16 protein-coding genes are annotated in these 16,966 nt (G+C 41.6%); 3 read left to right on the plus strand and 13 right to left on the minus strand.

What is annotated here, in order from left to right; all coding sequences use genetic code 11:
* Positions 1-139 precede the first annotated feature (139 nt).
* The 12 genes from CSV76_RS03950 to CSV76_RS04005 all read right to left on the minus strand — a co-directional run bounded on the left by CSV76_RS03950 (position 140) and on the right by CSV76_RS04005 (position 12,958).
* On the minus strand, positions 140-1,189 hold the full coding sequence (locus tag CSV76_RS03950) for a YkvI family membrane protein (protein ID WP_099624811.1): 1,050 nt from the start codon (positions 1,187-1,189) through the stop codon (positions 140-142).
* Between the two features lie 51 nt (positions 1,190-1,240).
* Positions 1,241-1,837: a DNA-3-methyladenine glycosylase gene (locus CSV76_RS03955; protein ID WP_099624812.1), complete on the minus strand. Its 597-nt coding sequence runs from the start codon at positions 1,835-1,837 to the stop codon at positions 1,241-1,243.
* 21 nt (positions 1,838-1,858) lie between these two features.
* On the minus strand, positions 1,859-3,595 hold the full coding sequence (locus CSV76_RS03960; RefSeq protein ID WP_099624813.1) for an ABC transporter ATP-binding protein: 1,737 nt from the start codon (positions 3,593-3,595) through the stop codon (positions 1,859-1,861).
* Positions 3,596-3,615: 20 nt separating this feature from the next.
* Positions 3,616-4,278, minus strand: coding sequence for a uracil-DNA glycosylase (locus CSV76_RS03965; protein WP_099624814.1), 663 nt, complete (start codon positions 4,276-4,278; stop codon positions 3,616-3,618).
* A 108-nt stretch (positions 4,279-4,386) separates the two neighbouring features.
* Positions 4,387-5,529, minus strand: a complete 1,143-nt coding sequence (locus tag CSV76_RS03970; protein ID WP_199173036.1) for an MFS transporter — start codon at positions 5,527-5,529, stop codon at positions 4,387-4,389.
* Positions 5,530-5,892: 363 nt separating this feature from the next.
* The gene (locus tag CSV76_RS03975; RefSeq protein WP_085427398.1) at positions 5,893-6,855 is read right to left on the minus strand and encodes a siderophore ABC transporter substrate-binding protein; all 963 of its coding nucleotides are present in this window, start codon (positions 6,853-6,855) and stop codon (positions 5,893-5,895) included.
* Positions 6,856-6,887: 32 nt separating this feature from the next.
* On the minus strand, positions 6,888-7,649 hold the full coding sequence (locus CSV76_RS03980) for an iron ABC transporter ATP-binding protein (protein ID WP_085427399.1): 762 nt from the start codon (positions 7,647-7,649) through the stop codon (positions 6,888-6,890).
* The gene (locus tag CSV76_RS03985; RefSeq protein WP_085427400.1) at positions 7,646-8,596 is read right to left on the minus strand and encodes an iron chelate uptake ABC transporter family permease subunit; all 951 of its coding nucleotides are present in this window, start codon (positions 8,594-8,596) and stop codon (positions 7,646-7,648) included. The genes CSV76_RS03980 and CSV76_RS03985 overlap by 4 nt, the downstream gene beginning before the upstream one ends.
* Positions 8,589-9,539: an ABC transporter permease gene (locus CSV76_RS03990; RefSeq protein WP_085427401.1), complete on the minus strand. Its 951-nt coding sequence runs from the start codon at positions 9,537-9,539 to the stop codon at positions 8,589-8,591. Before CSV76_RS03990 ends, CSV76_RS03985 begins: the two co-directional genes overlap by 8 nt.
* A gap of 230 nt (positions 9,540-9,769) precedes the next feature.
* Entirely contained in the window at positions 9,770-10,633 is an 864-nt protein-coding gene (locus tag CSV76_RS03995) for a DUF6612 family protein (protein WP_099624816.1), read from the minus strand.
* 303 nt (positions 10,634-10,936) lie between these two features.
* Positions 10,937-12,205 carry a GTPase HflX gene (gene hflX / locus CSV76_RS04000; protein ID WP_099624817.1) on the minus strand — a complete coding sequence of 423 codons (1,269 nt, stop codon included), beginning with the start codon at positions 12,203-12,205 and terminating at the stop codon, positions 10,937-10,939.
* Positions 12,206-12,256: 51 nt separating this feature from the next.
* Positions 12,257-12,958, minus strand: a complete 702-nt coding sequence (locus CSV76_RS04005) for a VOC family protein (protein WP_158232615.1) — start codon at positions 12,956-12,958, stop codon at positions 12,257-12,259.
* Positions 12,959-13,144: 186 nt separating this feature from the next.
* Between CSV76_RS04005 and CSV76_RS04010 the strand changes: the two genes are divergently transcribed.
* From CSV76_RS04010 to CSV76_RS04020, 3 genes are all read left to right on the plus strand, one after another.
* Positions 13,145-13,612 carry a nucleoside deaminase gene (locus CSV76_RS04010; RefSeq protein WP_085427405.1) on the plus strand — a complete coding sequence of 156 codons (468 nt, stop codon included), beginning with the start codon at positions 13,145-13,147 and terminating at the stop codon, positions 13,610-13,612.
* A 93-nt stretch (positions 13,613-13,705) separates the two neighbouring features.
* Entirely contained in the window at positions 13,706-14,437 is a 732-nt protein-coding gene (nfsA, locus tag CSV76_RS04015; protein ID WP_099624819.1) for an oxygen-insensitive NADPH nitroreductase, read from the plus strand.
* 22 nt (positions 14,438-14,459) lie between these two features.
* Positions 14,460-15,641 (plus strand): class I SAM-dependent methyltransferase, encoded by a 1,182-nt coding sequence (locus CSV76_RS04020; protein WP_099624820.1) that lies wholly within the window; start codon positions 14,460-14,462, stop codon positions 15,639-15,641.
* A gap of 55 nt (positions 15,642-15,696) precedes the next feature.
* On the opposite strand, the gene CSV76_RS04025 is transcribed toward CSV76_RS04020, so the two are convergent.
* Positions 15,697-16,881 carry a MalY/PatB family protein gene (locus CSV76_RS04025; RefSeq protein ID WP_085427408.1) on the minus strand — a complete coding sequence of 395 codons (1,185 nt, stop codon included), beginning with the start codon at positions 16,879-16,881 and terminating at the stop codon, positions 15,697-15,699.
* Positions 16,882-16,966: the final 85 nt, after the last annotated feature.

Genomic DNA, 16,966 nt, shown 5'->3' on the forward strand with positions numbered 1-16,966 from the left:
TGAGAAAGTACACTGCCAGGGAGGTAAATGTATAGAAGTCGTACAAGGATTTCTATACAAAAAGGGTTCGATCATCAAAAACCGATGATCGAACCCTTTTTTGGCTCACTTCTGGCTAGTTATGTCCCAGCCTCATTTTTTATATTTTATTCGGCATACGGAATGAAGCCATGATGAGTGCTGCTACTAAAAACAAACCCAAATAGCCAACAACTGGATATAGCGTACTGACCAATTTAGTAAATCCAAAGAAGCTAAGTACATAGCCAATTACTAGTGATAATGCTACAAACACTTTAAACTTTAGCGTGCCACTTTTGATGAACCGAGCACCAAATGCATAGAACATGCTAACTGCTGTATTGAATATCATGCCGTACAAAATACATGCCATGAAAATAGCAAAGATCGGTGAAATATTATTAATAACCGCAAGCATCGGCAATTCTGCCCCTGCTACGCTCTCTACTTGCGAGAAGATCGCCAAGTGACTTAACAGAATTAAAATACCCAATCCAAAGCCACCTGCAAATCCTCCCCATGCTGCTGTTTTTTCATTTTTCTCCGCACTCCCCATGACAATCGCCATCGGTGCACCTAGCGCAATATTAAACGATACATAATTAATGGCAGATATAAACCAGTTAGGCAATGTTGTGGGCAGGGCTTTTGCAATAGGGTCAAGAACAGCGAACGTTGTATCCATCGTGACGATACTATAAACAGATACAGCGACTACCGCAATAATTAAAAACGGCGTGACACTGCCGATTATCGCAACTACCTTATCTACGTTTAATAATACCGTCAAGAACACTAATACTATCATTAGTAAACTACCTACATACGTCGGCAAGCCGAATTGCTGGTGTAAATTGGCGCCTGCACCTGCAAGCATCACCACTCCAACGCCAAATAGCGTGAAGATAATAATGCCATCCACGATGACGCCTAGATAACGTCCGCTGATTTTGTAGATTACGTCTTTATGCGATGGTGTCTGCATTCTACTTCCAAGACGCGTTAATGTCATTCCTAAATACGCGAACAGGGCCGTACAAATTACTGCGCCAATCATGCCTAAATAGCCGAAGCTCGTAAAATACGTAATGATTTCATTGCCAGAAGCAAATCCTGCTCCTACAACGATTCCAATAAAAGCACTGCCCATTTTTAATAATTTCTTCATGATTTCCCCTATTCTTCTCTGTAGCTAGATACATCTAAAATGTTCGTTAGCCTATTTTCTATATTTCGAGACGAACGGATTGTCTTTTTCGTAAAAACGCCAAGGATAATGTACAGCTTCTCCTGTATTCCCAATCCCTACTCGTGGCCCGGCTTCTATCTCGCTTTGAGGTAAGCCCTCTGCGATATAGAGAGGCTTTTGCGTCCAATGATGCCCATAGTATGACATCGTCACTCCAAGCGCCTTGGAAAGCTTGCCTGGCCCATTCGTAAGATCCGTCACTTTCTTAATGTGTATGCCGCGCCTTGCCTGCATATGACTTACTCCCTCTATCGGCTCACCCGCACGTAATAAGACCGCATGAGGTGTACCTTCTTGTGCGCTCACGACATTCATCAGTACATGGGTGTGCATCTGATATGTATAGACGGATCCCGGCTCTCCGAACATCACTTCCGTACGTTTCGTTCTACGGTTACCGTAACTATGTGCAGCACGGTCTTCGGCCCCATGATACGCTTCTGTTTCCACAATCCTGACTACTGATAGTCCTTCGGGTTGTTCATGGACAATATATTGGCCGACTAAATTGCGAGCAAGCTCTAAGACAGGAGCATCAAAGAACGATGGATCTATCGGTTCATACATACTATCTTCTCCTTTCACTTCTTATGCCAAGCCTTGTCCTGTTGCGAATTCACGATAGAGATCATGTGTATTTAATAGTTCTGTGTGATTTCCTCTACCGGTGATCTGGCCATTCTCTAAAAATAATAGTTGATCTGCATGCAGCACCGTTGCTAACCGATGCGCAATAATGAGAGTCGTCCTACCGTACATTAAATGACGTAGCGCTTCTTGAACATGCGTTTCCGAACCACTATCTAAATTTGATGTAGCTTCATCCAATAATAAAATCTTAGGATTATGCAGTAACGCACGTGCAATCGCAATTCGCTGGCGCTGCCCCCCAGAGAGCTTCATGCCACGCTCCCCTACCATCGTATCGAATTGATCAGGCATATCTTTTATGAAAGTATAAGCATTGGCAGCTTTTGCAGCTTCAATAACTTGTTCAATAGGTGGTCTTTCTTCAAGACCATATGCAATATTGTCGAGAATGGTTCCGCTGAGTAACGGGCTTTCTTGTGAGACGTAGCCTATGCGCTTTCGCCAATCAGATAAAGGAATAGTATCGATCGGATTTTCTCCAACTCGTATTTCCCCAGATGTAGGTTGATAAAATCTTTCTACCAGTGAAAAGATCGTCGTCTTCCCGCCACCACTTGGTCCGACAAATGCCGTTACAGTGCCTGGCTCAGCTTTGAATGAAATTCCGTTCACTACGTTCTTTCCCTCTTCATATGAAAAATGAACATTTGAAAACGTAATGGCTTCTTCTGCTTTCGTTATACTGTTACCTTCTGCAGACTCTGAATCCATTCGCAAAATCCCTTGAATTCGCTCCGTTGCACCTACTGCTTTTTGGAATGAAGTGAAAAACTGAGCCATTTGTGCAAATGGTACGATAATCTGAAATAACAAGAATATAATTGCGACGAGCGTTCCGGCCGATAATGCGCCTTTTGCGACTTGGGCTCCACCGTATCCAAGAATCACTACTAGGATACCCATCATAGTCAACATCATAATAGGCGAAATTACTGCTTGGATTTTCGCTTCTTTCATCCCATATCGAAACAAAGACTGAATGGCAATTTTTCCTTTTTCACCTTCAGCAGGTTCTGCGCGATACGCTTTCACTAAACGTATATCTCCAAGCACACGTCCGAGATGCCCGGAAAACTTCGCCATTTCAGCTTGTGTTGCTTTTGCAACTTTATGCATTAACCGCCCAAGCGGATACAGAATCGCCATACTGATGGGTATACTGACTAACATAATAACCGTCATTTTCCAATCCAGTACCAATAGAATAATGACCGCTCCGATAATGGAGATCATACCCGAAATGAACGATACTAGATGCTCTGAGACGAGGGATTTTAATACAGTGGTATCTTGTGTGATGCGGCTCATCGTTTCTCCCGTTTCATTTTGATCAAAGTACGGTACAGGCAACCGGAGTACCTTTTGCCATAATTGATTGCGCAAGTCCGCAACTACCGTCTCGCCTATGTAGGCAAGCATGTAGTAGGAAAATCCACCGGCAATTGCTTGCACTACAAATAAGACGAGCAAGAAGATACCCGTTTTCCAATTTAGTAATTCACTTGTGAAAGAGTCCACTAAATCTTTAGTAATTAACGGTACAGCCAGTCCTGCAGCTGTTTCAACTAGAGAAAGTATCAATGCGAAGACCGTCACGGCTATTGGCCAATGTAACATTTTAACTAAACTCATAAAGTTTTTAATGGATCCTTTTGGTTTTGCTTGAGCACTCATGATGTACCCTCTTTTCTACCTTATTCAAATGCATGTTGCGTAAGCCCTTGAAGATACTCACCGATACGCTGCCAATCGGCTTCAAGTTCGGGTCTAAGAGATGGGCGATAAAATACGGATGCTGGATGGAATGTCGGTAATATCGTGTAGGATTCATCCGTTAAACTATATTGTTTATCTTCTAATGCCGCCAAATATTGAACAGGTTGCGTAAGAACTTGTCCATGCAAGGCTGTGACCTTCGCATGTTTTCCAAGCAATCGCTGCAAACCAATATTACCAAGTGTCACAATGAGCTTAGGTTGAAGATTTGCTACTTCAAAATCAAGTACAAGCGCATGGGCCAGTTGCTCTTTTTGTGTCGGTGGACGATTATATTTACGTTCCGTTAACGTTCCATCTCGTTCTTTCTTCGTCCCCCATTTATAAGGTCTACTTCGGAATGAACTAGTCATATAAACATCTTCACGCGTTAAACCGATGGATGAAAGTGACTTCATCAGCTCATCACCTGCACGTCCAACGAACGGAACACCATGTATCGCTTCATGTTCCCCTGGCGCCTCTCCGATCAATAAGAGTGTAGGTGATTTCGGACCTTCTCCACGGACAAAGCCTTCTACCGGAAATCCTTCGCTACGTTCTAAAGCTATACGCACCATTTCATCTGGTATGCGAAACATCGTATCCACTCCTTTCTGTAATTATAAAGGTTTCTGCGTAGAATCAAAAATGTTAGCCATTGAAAAAGCCGCTCCCATTTATGTTAAATGGAAACGGCTTACTTTATACTATGTCAATTCGGTTTGTTTCGTTTCTGTTCCAAGGAAGATCACAGCTAGCACTCCTACCATAATAGCTGCACAAAAAATGCCAAAGATGATTCCGAACCCATAGCCTGCTGCTAACAACGAGCCTACAAGAAGCGGTCCGAAAATGCCTCCTACGCGCCCAATAGCAGCAGCGACTCCAGACCCCGTAGCTCGAATGGCTGTAGGATATTGTTCCGGAGAATAAGCATAGAGTGCTCCCCACGCACCTAGGTTGAAGAAGGATAGAAATGCACCAGCTAGCATCAATGTAGTCAATGTCTCCGCATTACCGAAAGCAAGCGCACTGATTGCCGTTCCAAATAAATAAGTAGCCAGAACAAATTTACGTCCCATGCGCTCGATTAGCCATGCGGCACTGAAATAACCAGGAAGCTGTGCCAATGTCATGAGTAATACATAGCCAAAGCTTTTGATCAGACTGAAACCTTTGATCACCATGACACTCGGTAACCACAGGAACATACCGTAATATGAGAAGACAACAGCAAACCAAACGATCCACAACATAATCGTTCGTTTCCTGAATGCCGGAGCAAGTAATTGTTTAAGTTTATGACCTGTCGTTTCTGTCGTTTTACCTTCTTCTTCAAACTTTTTGGAATCCGGTAAATTTCGGCGTAGATAAATTGCATAGAAAGCAGGCAAAGCCGTGATGATCAAAGCGACACGCCAACCGAATGCAGGAATTACAAAATATGCGATCAACGCAGCAATAAGCCAACCAGCCGCCCAAAAACTTTCCAACAGAACGACTACCCGCCCACGCTCTTTTGCCGAAACACTTTCTGACACAAGCGTCGATGCGACTGGGAGTTCCCCACCCAATCCTGCTCCGACTAAGAAACGCAATGCCAAGAATGCCCACAGAGTCGTCGTCAGCGCGGATAAGCCACTCGCTACGGAAAACAACACCAACGTCAGCATGAATACATGTTTTCGTCCAATCCGATCGGCTAATAAACCGAAGCCGAATGCTCCGATGGCCATACCGATAGAGTTCACACTGCCTATCCATCCCATCTCTGTTGAAGTTAGATTCCATTCAACAGCGAGCGCAGCAATGATGAAGGATAAAATTCCGACATCCATCGCATCGAACATCCATCCCGTACCCGCGATGCCTAATAATTTATTCCTTGAAATCTCTTTCTTCTTCACCTGTCTTCTACCTTTCCATTATGTAATCTTTAGGTGTCTTTACATGTGTCATTATAGCACTTTGTCTATGTATTTGACTAGTGTTTTTGAGGTGCTGCTTGGTGGGATGGGATTGGGGTTGGGGTTGAGGTTGAAATTGGGGCTATGAGCATTTATGTGGGCCTATAGAGCGGTTGCGAAGACCGATAGAGCACTCACGGAGTCCGATAGAGCGTTCAAGCCAGTTCATTGAGCACGCTACATCTATTTACCAACACAAAAATGAAAAAACCCGGAAGACTAAGTCTCCCGGGTTTACCTTCATTCTTATAGTCCAGCTTCTACTTCTTTGATCATTTCTTTGATTGATTGAAGTCCGCCACCAGATAGGTACCAGTATTCACCATTCAAATAAACCATTTTTTCGTTCTTGAATGCATTTGTTTTCTTCACTAGGTCATTTTCAACCGAATCTTTTGCTGTTGCACCGTTACCAATTGCTGCGTCGCGGTCGATCACGAAAAGAATATCTGGGTTTGTTTCTAAGATATATTCAAACGTAATATTTTGTCCATGTGTAGAAACTTCAATTTTGTCATCAGCCGGTTCAAAACCGAATACGTCGTGAACTAGTCCGAAACGTGAGCTTGGACCGTATGCACTTACTTTTCCTTCAGTTGCCAAGACGATCAATGCTTTGCTGTCGATTCCTTCAGTTTTAGCTTTGATTTCTTCGATGCTTGCATCTACATTTGCTAATTCAGTATTCATTTCATCTTCTTTATCGAAGATTGTAGCAATTTTACCCATGTTCTCTTTGAAAGATTCCATATAGTTAGATGTATCAACGCCCAAGTAGATAGTTGGTGCGATTTCAGACAACTGGTCATACAAATCTGCTTGACGAGCAGAGATCAGAATTACATCAGGCTTCATTTCATTGATTGCTTCAAAGTCAGGCTCTTTCAAACTACCAAGGTTTTCATACTTTTCATCTTCATACTTAGATAGGTAACCAGGTACGTTTGATTGTGGAAGACCTGCTACCTCTACTCCAAGCTCATCTAATGTATCCAAAGTTCCAAAGTCGAATACTACAACTTTTTCAGGGTTTTTCTCAAGTGTTGTTTCGCCAAGTTCATGTTCAATTGTTACTTCCGTACTTTCTTCAGCTGGCTTATCTTCAGGTGTTGCGTTGTCTGCAGGTTTTTCTTCTTCTTTTGCACCGCCACAAGCAGCTAGTGCAAGCATTAAGATTAGTGCAAATAGGGAGAGTGTAAGTTTTTTCATCTGAATTATAGTCCTCACTTTTCAATTTGATTTTACGAGTTAAAGTAGACGCAAATACGGCAATTCTTCATTTGTTGAATCGGAATCTCCATATCATAGATCTCACGCAATGACTCTGATGTAATAATATCGTTGGTTAAACCGTCCTTGACGACTTTACCATTCTTTAATGCAACGATACGGTCTGAATAGACGGACGCAAAGTTAATGTCATGCAAGACGATAACCACTGTTTTTCCTAAATCATCAACAAGCTGACGCAAGATTTTCATAATCTGTACAGAATGTTTCATATCCAAGTTATTTAGCGGCTCATCCAGTAAAATATAATCCGTATCTTGTGCAATCGTCATCGCAATGAAAGCTCGTTGACGCTGTCCACCGGATAATTCATCCAAATAAGCTTCTTGCATGTCGATCAAGCCCATATATTCAAGCGCCTGATCAACCATCCGCTCATCTTCATCTTGCAAACGGCCCTTACAGTGCGGGAAACGGCCGAATGCGACGAGTTCACGGATTGTCAACTTAACGTTCATGAAGTTGGATTGCTTTAATATCGCAACGCGCTTAGCAAAGTCATTGGATTTCATTTCTTTTACTTTATGTTTATCAAGCAATACTTCGCCCGTGTCGGCATCCATTAATCGACTTACCATTGAAAGAAGAGTAGATTTACCAGCCCCGTTTGGTCCAATGAATGATGTGATTTTTCCACGATGTATATTTACACTGACCTTTTCGACGACTGCTTTTTTGCCATAAAATTTCGTTAGCTCACGAACTTGAATCATGAGGATCGACTCTCCTTTAATAATAAGTAAATAAAGTACATGCCACCGACAAAGTTAATGATCACACTCAGTGTGGTCGAGAAAGAGAAGATGCGTTCGACGATCCACTGACCGCCGACTAATGCAATGATACTCATCAACGCAGCACCCATGATTAAGATTGAATGCTTAAATGTTTTAAAGAATTGATACGACAAATTGGCGACGATTAATCCGAAGAATGTAATCGGTCCTACGAGTGCCGTGGATACCGCAATTAACACGGCGGACAGGATCAGCATCAGTTTGACGACTTTCTGATACGGCACACCGAGGTTTATCGCTGTATCGCGACCCAATGATAAGACATCAAGCTCATTGATATAGCGCCAACCGATAATCAGCGTGATGACCAGTATGGCAAATGCCCACCAGACGAGATCCCCATTAATATTGTTAAAACTCGCAAACATCTTATCTTGCACGCGCAAGAATTCATTCGGGTCAATCATCACTTGCAGGAATGTAGAAATACTTCCAAAGAATGTACCGACTATAATACCGACCAACAACAAGAAGTAGATTGGACGGTTTCCTCTGCCAAATAAAAAGTGATAGAGCAGCAAAGCGAACAATACCATCGCTCCAACCGATAGCATGAAGTTGAATTGCTGATTAATCAGTACGAATGATGTTGATCCGAAAAAGAATATTAGGACGGTTTGCAACAGGATATACAATGAATCCAATCCCATAATACTCGGTGTCAGGATACGGTTATGCGTAATCGTCTGAAAAATGACGGTGGAATATGCCACAGCGACACCTGTCAAAACCATCGCGACTACTTTAATGGCTCTTCTAGGAAGCGCATAGTCATAACTACCGTTCAAGTCATGGAATAAATATAATCCACAAAACACCAATGAAAATGCTAGTAAAATTAGTAACTTCGTTCTGTTACGCATAAGCTTTCCCCCTAAACAACAAGAACAGGAAGATTGCGCTTCCGATGACACCGACCATTAAACTAATCGAGATCTCATACGGGAATATAATAACCCTGCCCAGAATGTCACAGATAAGAAGGAAAACCGCGCCTAGTAATGCGGTATGTGGCAACGTCTTTTGTAGATGATCTCCTTTAAAGATGGAGACGATGTTCGGGATGATTAATCCTAAGAAAGGAATCAGTCCCACTGTCAATACTACAGTTGTCGTAATCAATGCGACTAGGACTAATCCAATATTGACTATACTCTTGTAAGCCAGTCCTAAGTTCTTGGCAAAATCTTCTCCCATTCCCGCCACTGTAAATCGATTCGCATATAAATATGTAATGATTAACACAGGAATACTGATGTATAAAAGCTCATAACGGCCTTTCATGATCATGGAAAAGTCTCCTTGAAGCCAAGCAGACATGTTCTGAATCACGTTAGCTTTAAATGCAAAGAATGTGGTAATGGAAGATAAGATGCTACCGAACATCAATCCAACAAGCGGAATGAATATCGCATCTTTAAATTTAATACGGTCAAGGATTTGCATGAACAAGAATGTACCAAGTAAGGCAAATGTGAATGAGACCGCCATTTTTTCAAGTAGTGTTGCGTTAGTAAATATCAACATAGATACTAAGATTCCAAGCTTGGTCGCGTCTAATGTGCCTGCCGTAGTTGGGGAAACGAATTTATTTCGGCTAAGTTGTTGCATGATTAAACCGGCAATACTCATTCCGGCACCTGCAAGCAGTATCGCGACTAATCGTGGAACTCGACTAATTAAGAAAATCTCTGTTTCTTCTGAGCGCCAGTCTAATAGGTCCGCTGGTGTGATTCGGCTTGCGCCAACAAACAGCGAAACGAATGATAGAAGTATAACCGCTATAATTAAGTAACGTTTCTTCATGAAGAACCTCGATATCGAATATTTGAGCTTTTATCACTTAAATGAAAATGATTATCATTCGCTCATGAACAACATTAACGCGTTTAGCATATGATGTCAACCGCTAACTGAAAATCATTATCAATACTTTTTGTAGAACCCAAACAATGAGACTTCAATACTATGTTTTGTTCCATAAATTGCTTTAAGCAGTAAAAAAACGTTTTCCGTGTAATACGGAAAACGTTTTTTTATTGCTGATTCATCATATCACTCATATCTACTGCACTTTCAAGTATTTCCTTAGGCACTTTGATTTCTTCAATTTCATTGATTTTTGTCATAGTCCCTTTAATGTTTTGTGTAATTTTAGCTTGTTCCCCTTGCTGTTCCAGAACCATAATCATATCCATATCAAAGTCTTTCGTAAAGAATGTCTTTTTATCGAGTGTGATTTTCATATCCACTTTTTCCACTTTCATATCTGATTCTTCTAATAAGGATTCATCTGCTCCCGCTGGCATGTTTTGTTTCATCATATCATTCATAAGCGTCGTGAATTTTTCACCGGAGCCTTTCAATGTTAGTACATATTCATCATTCGTCTGTTCGAATGTAAAATCATCTGCATATTCCTGATACATAGAGAAATCTACTGGTGATTCTTGCGCACCCGCAATTTGTCCCGTTATTTGTTCGTACATATCATCTTCGAACTTCATCCAACTCCCCAATTGTGGGTCTTTCATGAAGAAACCGTCTTCTGTAATGAACTGCTCTACAGCCACTTCTTCACCCTCTAATTGCGTATTGACCGTTTGATGCATAGCCAACGGTTCTAAGATCATGTCCATACTAATTGTTGAGTCAACATCATGCGTATCTTCTCCCATTTGAATCTTCTGCTTAATTTCCATGTCGGAATGCAGACTATGTTGAGTTTCTGAAGCAGCATTTGCCTTTTCCATTACTTCACCGGCTGTTAGTTCACTTTTTACGACTACTTCTTCTTTTTCACCTGTCATTGGATCTTCTTTCGGCTCAGCTGTTTGACCACAAGCACTCAATACAAACGCTAGCGTTCCTGCTGTTAAAATCGTTGTCCACTTTTTCATAGAATTCATCGCTCCTTTTATATACTGTTCTTAAGTAGTTGTACGGTTGACCAAAGAAAAGGGTTCATAGTGCGACCAATATTTACCGATTTGTATCCTTTCTCCCAAATGAATAAGTGAAATTCTTGGTCTATATAAACGAGTGCTCTAAGTATTTCATCTTATTTTTCGTCAAGAGGTTTAGATTCTCGTCAATCGGGCAAACTAGAAGCATCCCACCCCCTTTCTCTTCTTATAAAGATAAAAGGTTTTAGCTGCACGCATTGCGCGTGCAGCTCTTTTTTTGCCTTTCTTCAATTATACTTACTTCAGAACAAATTCTTTCAGTCGTTCACATTCACTTTGTGGCATCTCTACTGTGATAACGGTTCCTTCTTCTTCGTACGCAGTATCTTTAATTGAGGCATTTTCATTAAGATGTGCGACGATTTCGCCACGATCATATGGAATCATTAGCTTACATGTGACATATTGACGGAATAAGTTTTGCTGAATCAATGTTAACAATTCAGTGATACCTTTATTTTCGCCAGCAGACATCCAAATACTTTGATCTTTTATGCGTGGATAGGAGATTTCAGCCAAGTCCGATTTATTATATATATTGAGGGTAGGAATACTCTTCACGCCTATATCTTCTAAGGTTTCATTGGTTACATCCATCATATGGCCATGTTCTTCATCAGAAACATCCACGACATGCAATAATAAATCTGCATTCTTAGCTTCTTCTAGCGTCGAACGGAATGCTTGGACGAGATGGTGCGGGAGTTTGGAAACGAACCCTACCGTATCCGTCAAAATGAATTCTTTTTTGTCAGAGAGCTTGATCTTTCTAACAGCGGTTTCAAGCGTTGCGAATAACATATTCTTTTCACTAACCTCTTTGGATTCATCGACATCCGTATATTGCAATAAGCGATTCATCAACGTCGATTTCCCCGCGTTTGTATAGCCCACGATAGATACGACAGGTATACCGCTTCTTACTCGTTGTTTTCGTTGCGTATCACGTTGGTCACTTACATGCTCAAGTTCCCGTCGTAGTTTAGCAATCTGATCTTCAATCTTTCGGCGATCGAGCTCAAGCTTTGTTTCACCGGCCCCTTTATTCTGCAAGCCGCCTCCCGTACCGCCACCTTGTCTGCTGAGTGATGCACGAAGTCCAACAAGTCGGGGCAATGTATATTGTAGTTGTGCCAATTCGACTTGCATTTGTGCTTCTCGATTGCGTGCGCGTCTCGCAAAAATATCCAATATAAGCATCGTACGGTCGATGATTTTACATTCTAGTTCCCTTTCAAGATTTCGCAACTGAGAAGGAGATAATTCATCATTGAATATGAGTAAATTTGCTTCCGCATCTTCATAAATGTCCCGGATTTCATCAATCTTTCCTTTTCCAATATAAGTGGATGGATTTTTTCGTTCCAGATTTTGTGACACTTCACCTACGACTTCTACATCTATTGCTTCAGCTAAGTTCTTCAACTCTTCCATTGCATATTCAAAATGCAAATCCTTTTGTTCGTGCACGCCGACAATTACGGCTTTTTCAATTAACACATCCATGCTAGCATCCCTCCGACGTCTTTACATATAGTTTACCCTTCGTTCTGTTGCCTAATCGTTCAATGTGCAATGAATCCCCGCCAAGCGTTGTACTGTGTCTTGTTTTTCTACAAAGCGCAATAAAACATCTCCGATTTGGATGTCATGTGTATCTCCCACTTTCTTTGACAATAACACTGCCCACTCCGCTGTCTCGCGTAATGGATCTTCTACATGGAAAACACATTCTGAAATTCTCTGTTGAGTATGAGTTGCTGTACGTGCACCCGTTTTTTCAAGGCGGGTCTGTCGTTGTGCTTCTGATTCTTCCCATTCAATAAAAAATGGGTAGGGTAATTCATTTGATACACTTTGTTCTATAAAGAGCATCTTCCAACGAAGCACTGTTCCCTCCTCTGTTTTTCGAGAAGCATGAAGAATCTTAGTTGTTGTGAAACCTTTGTTATCTAGTTCCTTCTTCCATTGTTCCATATCTTCAACTGAGAAGCATACAGTCGCCCAGCCGTCCCCTTGTTGCTGATCATAAAAGTATTGTGCAATAAGTGGTTGGTCGGCGGCTGCGGCTTGCGCTTTTTCGAGATCTTCTACTGTAAGCCATTCAATATATACATTATCGGTATACAATAATGCATTGGCGGTTCCCCAGTTCTCATGCTGTCCGCCCACTATTGCCTGATTGCCTTTTGCACGTTGTTCTTTGACTACGTTTTTAACGTGATCGCGAGTGAAATAGACAATGTGATCAAGTTTCATACTGAACATACCCTCCTTGATAGATGATTTCCTTCTATCTTAACAAACCTTTCCTCCCAAACGGCATTCCCCGACTTCCCCCACGATGGAATACTTTGTCTCCGTTCCGAATATTTTGTATGATGAAAGCAGAAAATCAGACACTATTTCTCGGGAAATCAACTACTTCGACAGGAGGTAACCATAATGAAGCATCAAGAATGGCTAACGTATACAGTGGAATTGGCTGTAGTAAATGTTCAGAATGGCGGCGGTCCGTTTGCTGCGATACTAGTGAAGGATGGAGAAATCATCGGTTTAGGTGTGAATCCACCGTCAACCGTAAATGACCCAACAGCCCATGCTGAGTTACTGGCAATCCAAGAAGCGTGTGCACACTTACAAACGCACGATTTGTCAGATTGTGTATTATATGCAAGCGGTGAGCCTTGTCCGATGTGCCTTGGTGCGTCATATTGGGCTACTGTCGGACAAATATTTTATGCATGCAGTAAAGAAGAGGCGCATCAAGCAATAGGTTTTGCAGATCCTCTGATAGAATTCTTTCCGGATCAGCAACTATCTCCAGAAAAACGTTCTGTCCCATTCATTCAGAATAAAATAACAGATGCAACAAAACCTTTCTTAGTATGGGATCAACAGCAGTCCAGATAATCTTCTCTGTTTCCTGAAAGGTCAGAATGGTGTAGGATAAAAGAATAGTTTCAGGAAGTTTTGACCTGATAAAAACGAATGCGGAGGGATTGTATGGTAATCGATTTATTAAAGTCTCACTCATCAGTTCGACGTTACAAAGATGAACCGATCTCAAGAGAAACAGTAATGGAATTAATTAAGGCAGGTCAGCACGCGGCAAGTTCTCACTTTGTGCAAGCTTGTACCGTCATGTATGTAACGGACACTGAAAAACGTGGACAACTAGCGGAGCTTTCTAAGAACCGCCGCCAATTCTATACAGCAGGAGCCGTATTGGTCTTTTGTATGGACTACAACCGATTATCTCACGCTGCACGTTTACACGGTCAGGAAATTGACTATACCGTAGCAGAGAATGTATTGGTAGGCGCAATTGATGTAGGTCTATTCTCGCAAAATGTCGTCATCGCAGCTGAATCAAAAGGGTATGGTATTTGCTATATCGGCGGCGTACGGAATGCTATGGAAGAAATTTCGGAAGTACTGGAACTACCTAAAGGTGTTGTACCGTTATTTGGCTTGTCGATTGGTGTTCCAAATGAATCCAATGGTGTCAAACCACGGTTACCTGTAGAAGCAGTCTTACATGAAAATACGTATAACGAAGAAAAATACAATGATCTATTACCAGCATATGATGAAATCATGAAAGAATACTACGCTACCCGCGACTCCAATCAACGTGAAACTACATGGACAAAGGAAATGGCAGACTTCCTTGAAGCACCGAGAAGAGCCGAACTTCAAGCATTCTTGCAAAAGCAAGGATTCCTATTGAACTGAACATAGACAGGAGTGTCAAACAATGTCAGTAGATGACGTGCTGGAACTACTCCAGCGACGCATGACAGATGGAACATTCATCCGCGCGACCATTAGTCGACCACGAATGAAATCCAATGATGTAAAGAGAATTAAGTTAAAACCACTTGAATTAAAAGGTGCATTTTATATTCAATTTGAATATCAGCATGAACGTGTTCTAAAACACGAAAATATAGCACTTGAAGATGTGGCAAAGCCGCTTCATGATGCGTTGGAAAACTTCAAACAGTTTCATATTGATTTATCCGATGAAACGATGCAGATTCAGATTTCTAAAAAAATGAAAGTATCCATCAAACGCATTTTCCTAAACACGGAGAAGACCGTTGACTATGCACATAATCGGACAAAGAATTATGCTTTACATGAAGGTACACCATACCCATTCCTTATCCGTCTTGGTGTCCAAACGCCAGAAGGTAAAGTCAAAAATCAAAAACACGATAAGTTTCGTCAAATTAACCGCTTCGTCGAATTGATCGATGACACTCTATCGCATTTACCAAAGGACCGCCCTATTCGTATCTTAGACTTCGGATCAGGTAAATCTTATTTGACGTTCGCATTGTATCACTACTTGCGAATCGAAAAAGGACTCGACATTCGGGTCACGGGATTGGACTTAAAAAAAGAAGTTATTGAAGAGTGTCAGGAAATTGCCCGTGATCTGCATTATGATCAGCTCGAATTCTTAGTAGGCGATATCAATGAATATGATGGGGATACGGCAGTCGACATGGTCGTAACGCTCCACGCATGTGATGTAGCAACTGATATGGCATTAGCAAAAGCCGTTAACTGGGGAGCTTCGGTTATTCTATCCGTTCCTTGTTGTCAGCATGAGCTATTTTCACAAGTTCAAGCTCCTGCACTGGATGTCATGCTGCAGCATGGTCTAGTAAAGGAACGTTTTGCTGCACTTGCAACTGATTCGATTCGTGCCGAACTGTTAACTTTAGTCGGTTACGAAGCACAGCTTGTTGAATTCATCGATATGGAACATACACCAAAGAACATATTGATTCGAGCCTATCGAAACGACAAGCAACCGAGTACTGAGCAAGTCACACGCTATACGGCGTTTAGAAATATGCTGCAAGCAAAGCCATTTCTTGAGAATGAATTAAAACCATTTCTCGGATTTCTGCCTTCAGAAGTCTAAGAAAAAAGGATCGCCACAACGTCTCTCTGACGATGTAGTGATCCTTTTTATATCCTTATAGCTGTGGTAAATGCTCGATAATACTGTCGACTGCCTTTTCAATATAGTGCGGTTCTGTACCAAGATTCAAACGGATAAATCCTTTGGAGTTTTCTCCGAACCACTCTCCGTAATCGATAGCTAATCTACATGTATCTTGGACGAATTCTTTCACACCATTTGGCTCGATATATGCGCGTAAATCAATCCATAGTAAGTACGTTCCTTCAAGTGGAGTAATTACTAATTTAGGTGCATGTGCAGTAAATTGTTCCACTGCATAGCGTGCATTTGCTTGAACAACTTCGCGCAAACCTTCTAGCCAGTCTGCGCCATGATTATATGCTGCCTCTGCAGCGGTCATGCCAAGCATATTTACCTCAGTCTGATTTACCGATTTCACGAACGTATCGAATTGCTTCAATAACACTTCGTTTTCAATAATAATCTGTGATGTCAACAAACCTGCCAAGTTGAATGTTTTCGACGCGGCCGTAACAGTTATGACACGGTCAGCGAATTTACCGTCTGCGACAATGGCAGATGGTATGTGTTTATGATCGTCAAACGTCATATCATGATGGATTTCATCCGATACAACTAGCACGTCATGCTTATCACAAATAGACAACAGTTTTTCAGCTTCCTCAGCCGTCCATACACGGCCAACAGGATTATGCGGTGTACAATGAATGAACAACTTCACGTCACGATCTACTATTTGCTTTTCAAAGTCTTCAAAATCGATCGTATAGACACCATTCGAGTTGACGAGTTCGCTACTGATCAGAGTACGGCCAGTATCTTTCACTGCGTTCGCAAACGGGTAATAGACTGGCGACAGGATGATCACGGCATCTTCAGGTTTTGTAAATGCATTGACGAACCAGTATAACGCAGTAACGACACCTGTAGAGAAGCGCATCCATTCCTGTTTCACTTCATATCCGTGCTGATCACGCTCCCACTTAATGAATGCGTCATAATAAGAATCCGGCGCATATGTATAGCCAAATACTCCAAAGTCGACTTTTTCTTTCATCGCATCTATCACTTGCTCTGGTGCTTTAAATTCCATATCCGCTACCCATGCTGCAAGTAAATCCGCATCACCGAAACGTTCCTCAAGCTTGTCCCATTTCAAGGAGTTCGTACCTTTTCGATCAATTGCATAGCGTTGTAAAAATTCTTCTTTATTCATGTAGAAACCTCCGCTGTTTTCAATTTTCAAGCAGTCATTCTATTCAGATTGTATCATATGTAATCATTTGCTTCCCACGTTGTTG

The organism is Sporosarcina sp. P17b (genome assembly GCF_002743115.1).
Lineage (GTDB): Bacteria > Bacillota > Bacilli > Bacillales_A > Planococcaceae > Sporosarcina > Sporosarcina ureae_C.